We start from the raw sequence: 7,754 nt of genomic DNA on the forward strand, positions 1-7,754 counted from the left end.
GTATTAGTATTTTACATTGAAATAATTGCGATAAATACGAAGTTAATTTGACAACTATTAATATACTATACAAGTACAAATGTAATAGTGATATTGATTGGTTTCAATTAACTTCGTTTTTGTTTTATCTAACTATGTTCAAAAGGGTTAAATGATACATAAATCGGTTATGTGTTAACTATGTGAATTTTTTTAAGTGATAGTAAAGGCAATGAAAAGAGTGAGGGTGAAAAATTGATAGAATTTAAAAATGTAATCAAACGTTATGGGGATAAAAAGGCTGTAGATGATCTTAGCTTTAATATAAAAGAAGGTGAGTTTTTTGTTTTAATCGGACCTTCAGGTTGTGGTAAAACTACGACATTAAAAATGATTAATCGTTTAATTTCCTTAACAGAGGGATTTATTTATTTTAAAGGTAAACCAATTAGTGACTATCCAGTATATGAAATGCGTTGGGATATCGGTTATGTCTTGCAACAAATTGCATTATTTCCACATTTAACAATAAAAGAAAATATTGCACAAGTACCACAAATGAAAAAATGGAAAGACGTGGATATTGATGAACGTATAGATGAGTTATTAAATATGGTTGGCTTAGAGCCAGAACTTTTTAAAGATAGAAAACCAGATGAACTATCAGGTGGGCAACAACAACGTGTTGGTGTGGTGCGTGCATTAGCCGCAGATCCACCAGTTATATTGATGGACGAACCTTTCAGTGCATTAGATCCAATCAGTCGAGAAAAACTACAAGATGATTTAATTGCATTACAGCAAAAAATAAAGAAAACAATCGTTTTTGTAACACATGATATACAAGAAGCGATGAAACTTGCTGACAGAATTTGTCTATTAAACAAAGGACATGTAGAGCAAATAGATACACCTGAAAATATGGTTAATCATCCTAAAAGTGATTTTGTAAAACAATTTGTTGGGGATAAATCATTTAAAATAGAAAAAGATACTAAACTATCAGAACTTATTGGAGAATTAACGATTGATGAACAGGCAGCTACCAAAGGCTATCCTATTGTTAACAGCGACGTCTCTATTAAAAATATTTATAGTGATTTAGCTAATCATGATGCTATCATTATTAATGATGAATCGACTGCTACTCAACATGTGCTTAAACGCGAAGATATGTTTAAATATCTATCCGAGCATACAGGGGGTGGTCAAAGATGAATGAATTAATAAATACACTTTCAGATCGAAAAGGACAATTGTTAACTACGATATTTGAGCATATCCAAATATCATTTATTGCATTGCTCATTGCAGCAGTAATTGGAGTACCATTAGGTATTTTGCTCACGAAGACACGCAAGATTTCTGAAATTGTGATGAATATTGCGGCAGTACTACAGACAATACCATCATTAGCATTGCTTGGTTTGATGATACCACTGTTTGGTATTGGTAAGGTACCAGCAGTGATTGCGTTAGTAGTGTATGCATTATTACCGATATTAAGAAATACATATACTGGTATCAATGAAGTGGATAGGTCATTAATTGAGGCAGCTAAGGGTATCGGTATGAAGCCAGGAAGAAGATTAACGAAAGTGGAATTACCCATAGCTATGCCAGTAATTATGGCAGGTATTAGAACAGCTATGGTATTGATTATAGGGACTGCTACATTAGCAGCTTTAATTGGTGCTGGTGGTCTTGGTGATTTGATTCTTTTAGGTATAGATAGAAATGACACATCATTGATCATTATTGGAGCGATTCCCGCAGCTTTATTAGCAATTCTTTTTGATTTAGTTTTACGGTATATGCAAAAGTTGTCCTATAAAAAGTTACTTATTTCTCTAGGTGCAATTATTATAATTCTGCTATTAGTGATTATTGGACCAATGTTTGCTCAAAAAGGAGATAAAATTACATTAGCAGGTAAACTTGGGTCAGAACCATCTGTAATTACAAATATGTATAAAATTTTAATTGAAGAAGAAACAGATGATACAGTAGATGTTAAAGACGGCATGGGGAAAACTTCATTCCTATTTAATGCTTTGAAATCTGACGATATAGATGGCTACCTTGAGTTTACAGGTACTGTACTTGGAGAGTTAACAAAGGAAGATTTGAAATCTAAACAAGAAAATAAGGTGTATCAACAAGCAAAATCAAGTTTAGAAGATAAATACGATATGACTATGTTAAAACCAATGAAATATAACAATACTTATTCATTGGCAGTTAAAAAAGATTTTGCGAAAAAACATAACCTTAAAACGATAGGTGACTTAAACAAAGTAAGTGACCAAATTAAGCCAGGTTTCACATTAGAGTTTAATGATCGTGGTGATGGTTATCCAGCTGTTAAAAAAGCATATGATTTAGATTTTGGAGAAGTTAAGACGATGGAGCCGAAATTAAGATATCAAGCAGTTGAAAGCGGAGATATTAACTTAATTGACGCATATTCAACAGATGCCGAATTAAAACAATACGATATGGTTGTTTTAGAAGATGATAAAAAGGTATTCCCACCATATCAAGGGGCACCTATGTTTAAAACATCATATTTAAAGGAACATCCTGAAATCAAAGCACCACTTAACAAATTAGCAGGTAAGATATCTGATGAAGATATGCAACAAATGAATTATGAAGTTACAGTGAAAAAACAAGATCCTTATGAGGTAGCTAAAAACTATTTAGAAAAACATAATTTAATTGATTAATTCATAAGACAATACGAGTTTAACAATGTGTTTTACTATGTTAATGCACACATTAAGTTGAACTCGTATTTATATTTGATTAAATTCTCACTTCAAAAAAAGTTACATTGATTTTCAATGGAAATAAGGTATATAATGGTTACTAAGTTTTGAAATTTCTGTAAATTTAAGGAGGCCCGAATCAACAATGAAAAAACAAATAGAACAATTATCAGCATATCAACCAGGTTTATCACCAAGAGCACTAAAAGAACAATACGGGATTGAGGGTGAACTTTATAAATTAGCTTCTAATGAAAATTTATATGGACCGTCACCTAAAGTGAAAGACGCAATCACGCAGCATTTAGATGAATTGCAATTTTATCCTGAAACGGGTTCTCCGTTAATTAAAGAAGCAATAAGTGAGCATTTGAATGTTGATCCAGCACGTATTTTGTTCGGTGCAGGATTAGATGAAGTGATATTAATGATTTCACGTGCTGTTTTAACTAAAGGAGATAAAATTGTTACAAGTGAAATGACTTTTGGTCAATATTATCATAATGCCATTGTAGAAGCAGCAGATGTTGTTCAGGTACCACTAAAAGATGGTGGGTTTGATTTAGAAGGTATACTTTCTGAAGTTGATGATAACACTAAACTTGTATGGCTATGTAACCCTAATAATCCTACTGGCACATATTTTACACATGATGAATTGCAACGTTTCTTGTCACGTGTGCCTCAAGAAATACCAGTAATTATAGATGAAGCTTATGTTGAATTCGTGACAGCTGAAGACTTTCCAAATTCATTAGCACTACAAGAGCAATTTTCCAATGCTTTCTTACTTAGAACGTTCTCTAAAGCATATGGATTAGCAGGTATGCGTATTGGATATGTGGTCGCTGCTCAAGAAGCAATTGAAAAGTGGAATATTATACGACCACCATTTAATGTAGGACGGTTATCAGAACACGCTGCACTTGCTGCATTAGAAGATCAAGCGTATTTAGATTCTATTCGTGAAAAAAATGCTCGAGAAAGAGCAAAATTCTTTGATTCAGTTAGTAGTCATAAATTAAATCCAAGCCAAACGAACTTCATTTTTGTGAATACGTCACGACCTCACGAATTGTATGAAGCATTGTTAAAACAGGGGTGCATTACAAGAGAATTTCCGAAAGGTGTCAGAATTACGATTGGCTTCCCTGAGCAAAATGATAAAATGATCGAAGTATTAAATAACTTTGATTTATAACAAACATCATCTATAACGTTCAATAAATTAAAATGTATAAAGCTTGAACTATATAATTAAAATATTTAATTTATATAGTATATTATGATAGACTTATGTACAATTTTGGTTTCATTGAACGTTTTTTGCTATACTAATAATGATAAACAGGGTCATGTTGTCAGATGATTAATGTAATCATGCGTGATCATTGTTAGTGAATGAGAACTTAAAAGGGAGTAGAGTATGAGATGACTAGAAAATCAATTGCTATTGATATGGACGAAGTACTTGCTGATACAGTAGGTGCACTGATTGAAGATGTGAACAAACGTACAGATTTAGGTATAACCTATGATATGTTGGACGGTAAAAAATTACGTCACGCAATGCCCGAACATGATGGCTTATTGCATGAAATTTTACGCGAACCAGGTTTTTTCAAAAAATTAAAAGTGATGGCACATGCTCAAGAAGTTGTGAAAAAATTAACTGAATACTATGATGTTTATATTGCTACTGCTGCAATGGATGTTCCTACATCATTTCATGATAAATATGAATGGTTAAGAGAGTATTTTCCATTTTTAGATCCACAGCACTTTGTTTTTTGTGGACGTAAAGATATCGTAAATGCAGACTATCTCATAGATGACAACCCTCGTCAGTTAGCTATATTTACAGGTAAGCCAATCATGTATACTGCGTCTCATAATGTAAACGATGATCGTTTTACACGTGTAGATGACTGGTATGATGTTGAAAAGTATTTCTTAGGTGACCGTGATTACGATATATAAATTTAATGACATGAACGTGTCTTTGTGTGTTTAAATATGTAATTTTAATGATGCTATACTTAAAATGTGCAGAATCTTGAAAATCCATGAGTGAGCGGGCGATAAGTTCAAGTGTACCTATTTATACTTTAAGTGAGTAAACATTTCTAAACGCTATATCAAAAGGACTAATCCATTGTGTACGTGGATTAGTCCTTTTTAATAAGATTTTATTTAGTAAACATTATATATAGTGTATTTATTCATATTCATTATCAGGCGTATTTTCAGGTAACGTTAAAATTTGTATTGCTTTAGGTATGACTTCAATATGGATAGGTGTTTTTAATGCAATTTCTCCGTCGATGTCCACCTTCATTTCCGGTGTGGTCTCTATTTTGATATCTTTGGATAATAAATGCTGAATACCATTTGTCATATGGTTCCAGTTCATGCTATCTCTTTGTTTAAATATATCACTCAATACACTCGAACTGTGTTCTTTAAAAATAAATAAATTCAGATAACCATCACTAGGTGAAAGGTCTGTTAAAGGTATGCGACTGCCTCCTATAAATGACCCATTTGCAACAACGAGCATTGCAGTATTACCATCAATAACTTTACCGTCAACGGTTAATTGATAATCAAAATGCTCCGGATTAAGCAAAGTTTTAACCGTAGATCCTACGTAACTCAATTTGCCGAAGATGTCCTTATTACCGTTTTGAACATTTTCTGCATTTTGAACAATGAGTCCTAATCCAGCAAAGTTTAGTGCGTATTGATCATTGATTTTCATAACATCATAAGACTGCAACTCTGATTGAATAAGTTGTTGACTGGCTATTTTATGACGTGGACTCAGGTTTAATGTTTTAACAAAATCATTAAATGTGCCACCTGGAATAATACCAATAGGGATATTCAATTCATGTTGCATTATGCCATTGATTAATTCATTGACAGTACCATCGCCACCAAGTAGGAAAATGATATCTACATCGTCACTATAACTTTGGTCTTTAATCTTCTGACAAAATCTTATAATATCACCTTCGTCTTCACTTAGTTGGAGCGACAGATGTTTACAAAATGTAGTTAAGGAAGCTGCCACATCTCCAAGTCCTCGATATATATCTTTAATACCACTATATTCATGATAAAATAAGACACCGTGTTTGAATTTAGTATTTTCCAATTTTTTCACCATATTCTTTTAAATTTTGTTGCTTATTCACTTTACCCATATTTTCATAGTTATAATTATATAGGAAGAGTTGGTGGCATTTACTTCATTTTTAAATTTTTTGCTGTGACAATTTTTCGCAAGGATGAATAAGATAATGTTTATCTGACCTTTAGCGCATGAAAAAACCCACTTACTCAATAAAGTGAGAAGTGGGCTTGATACGTAAGCTATTTAATGCCACGCATACCTTTGACGATTTTTGGTACAAATGCTAAAACAATCAAACTAACTACAATTGCAATACTTCCTAAAAATAGGAAATAATTTTTGTGTCCCAGAGGCTCAATGAGCTTCACTAAAGTACCATTTATAGCTTGCGCACAGGCATTTGTTAATAACCATAAACTCATCATTTGTGTGTTGAAAGCTTTTGGTGCGAGTTTAACTGCTGCACTGTTACCTGTAGGTGATAAACAGAGTTCACCGATAACACAAATAATATAAGACAAAATAACCCAGTTGACACTAATGTCTGCTCCGCCAGCTGAATGTCCAATAGAGCCAATCATTATGTAAGAAGCACCTGCTAATATTGCGCCTAGAACAAATTTTGTTGCTATGCTTGGTTGACGTCGAGCCATTTTGGCCCAAATCAATGAAACCACTGGCGCTAACAATACAATAAATAACGGATTTATCGACTGGAAGAGTGTAGGGCCGAAATCTGTTTTCCACCCAAATAGATTTAATTTCATGTCACTGCTTTCAAATGCAAAGAGATTAAGAACGTTAGCACCTTGTTCTTGAATAGACCAGAAAATTACGCCAAGTATAAATAGCGGTATAAATGCGATTACTCTTGAGCGTTCATCATCTGTGACTTCTTTACTTCGAATCATAATTGTGAAATATACGATTGGTAAGGCAATCCCTAGTATAAGTACTGTTGTACTAACTAAATTAAATGATAATGTGCCTGTTAAGCCAGTAATTAATAATACAACTGCAATGATTACAATGATTGCAGCAAATAAAATACCATATTTTTTCTTCTCGCTTTTATTCAATGGGTTAGTTGGTTTTGTACCAATTTGACCTAAATTTCTTTTATTGAAAAATATATACCAAACAAGTCCAAGCGCCATACCAATGGCAGCGATTAAGAACCCGCCGTGGAAGTTACCTGTATGTACAAAGCGATCTAGAATAATAGGTGAAATTAATCCGCCTAAGTTAACCGACATATAGAATATAACAAAACCAGCATCTATTCGTGTATCTCTATCGGGATATAATCTACCAACAATATTTGAAATGCTTGGCTTCATTAAACCAGAACCTACAATAATAAAGAACATAGAAATAAATAATCCTATGATATCTAAAGGTAAACTTAAGAAGATATGTCCAATAATGATTAGAACACCACCGTAAAACGTTGCTCCGCGTGTCCCTGTAATTCTATCGGAAATCCATCCGCCGAGTACAGATGTCATGTATATCAGTGCCCCGTATACTGCCATAATTGACTGCGCAGTACTTTTATCCATGCCGAGTCCACCATCTTTAATAGCGAAATACATGTAGAAAATGAGTAAGGCACGCATACCGTAATAGCTGAACCTCTCCCAAAATTCAACAAAGAATAATACGCCTAGCCCTTTAGGGTGTCCAAAAAATCCTTTTTGTGGGATGGATTGAACCGCTTGTTCATGGGCTTTATCTTGATTTTGCATAAAAACATTCCCCGTCCTTTCATACTCCCTATAAGAATGTATAAAAATGATTTTACGCTTAATTAAATTAAATTTCAATAATATTCTTAAAACAACAATATTTGAAATATTCTGATT

Annotated in this window: 6 protein-coding genes; 4 read left to right on the plus strand and 2 right to left on the minus strand. The window is 33.2% G+C overall.

The genetic code is table 11. From position 1 onward, the window contains the following. Positions 1 to 234 precede the first annotated feature (234 nt). From CD150_RS03655 to CD150_RS03670, 4 genes are all read left to right on the plus strand, one after another. Complete coding sequence (locus tag CD150_RS03655; RefSeq protein WP_073343220.1) at positions 235 to 1,197, plus strand: ABC transporter ATP-binding protein; 963 nt, start codon at positions 235 to 237, stop codon at positions 1,195 to 1,197. After that, positions 1,194 to 2,708, plus strand: a complete 1,515-nt coding sequence (locus tag CD150_RS03660; RefSeq protein ID WP_073343216.1) for an ABC transporter permease/substrate-binding protein — start codon at positions 1,194 to 1,196, stop codon at positions 2,706 to 2,708. Before CD150_RS03655 ends, CD150_RS03660 begins: the two co-directional genes overlap by 4 nt. Before the next feature lie 187 nt (positions 2,709 to 2,895). After that, positions 2,896 to 3,951 (plus strand): histidinol-phosphate transaminase, encoded by a 1,056-nt coding sequence (gene hisC, locus CD150_RS03665; protein WP_073343211.1) that lies wholly within the window; start codon positions 2,896 to 2,898, stop codon positions 3,949 to 3,951. A 230-nt stretch (positions 3,952 to 4,181) separates the two neighbouring features. Next, on the plus strand, positions 4,182 to 4,730 hold the full coding sequence (locus tag CD150_RS03670) for a 5' nucleotidase, NT5C type (RefSeq protein ID WP_046207401.1): 549 nt from the start codon (positions 4,182 to 4,184) through the stop codon (positions 4,728 to 4,730). A 238-nt stretch (positions 4,731 to 4,968) separates the two neighbouring features. Here CD150_RS03670 and CD150_RS03675 read toward each other — a convergent pair whose 3' ends face one another. Beyond that, a complete protein-coding gene (locus CD150_RS03675; RefSeq protein ID WP_103161351.1) occupies positions 4,969 to 5,910 on the minus strand; it encodes a diacylglycerol/lipid kinase family protein in 942 nt (313 codons plus the stop codon). Positions 5,911 to 6,128: 218 nt separating this feature from the next. Then, positions 6,129 to 7,637, minus strand: coding sequence for a peptide MFS transporter (locus tag CD150_RS03680; protein WP_070039070.1), 1,509 nt, complete (start codon positions 7,635 to 7,637; stop codon positions 6,129 to 6,131). Positions 7,638 to 7,754: the final 117 nt, after the last annotated feature.

This window comes from Staphylococcus ureilyticus (genome assembly GCF_002902235.1).
GTDB lineage: Bacteria > Bacillota > Bacilli > Staphylococcales > Staphylococcaceae > Staphylococcus > Staphylococcus ureilyticus.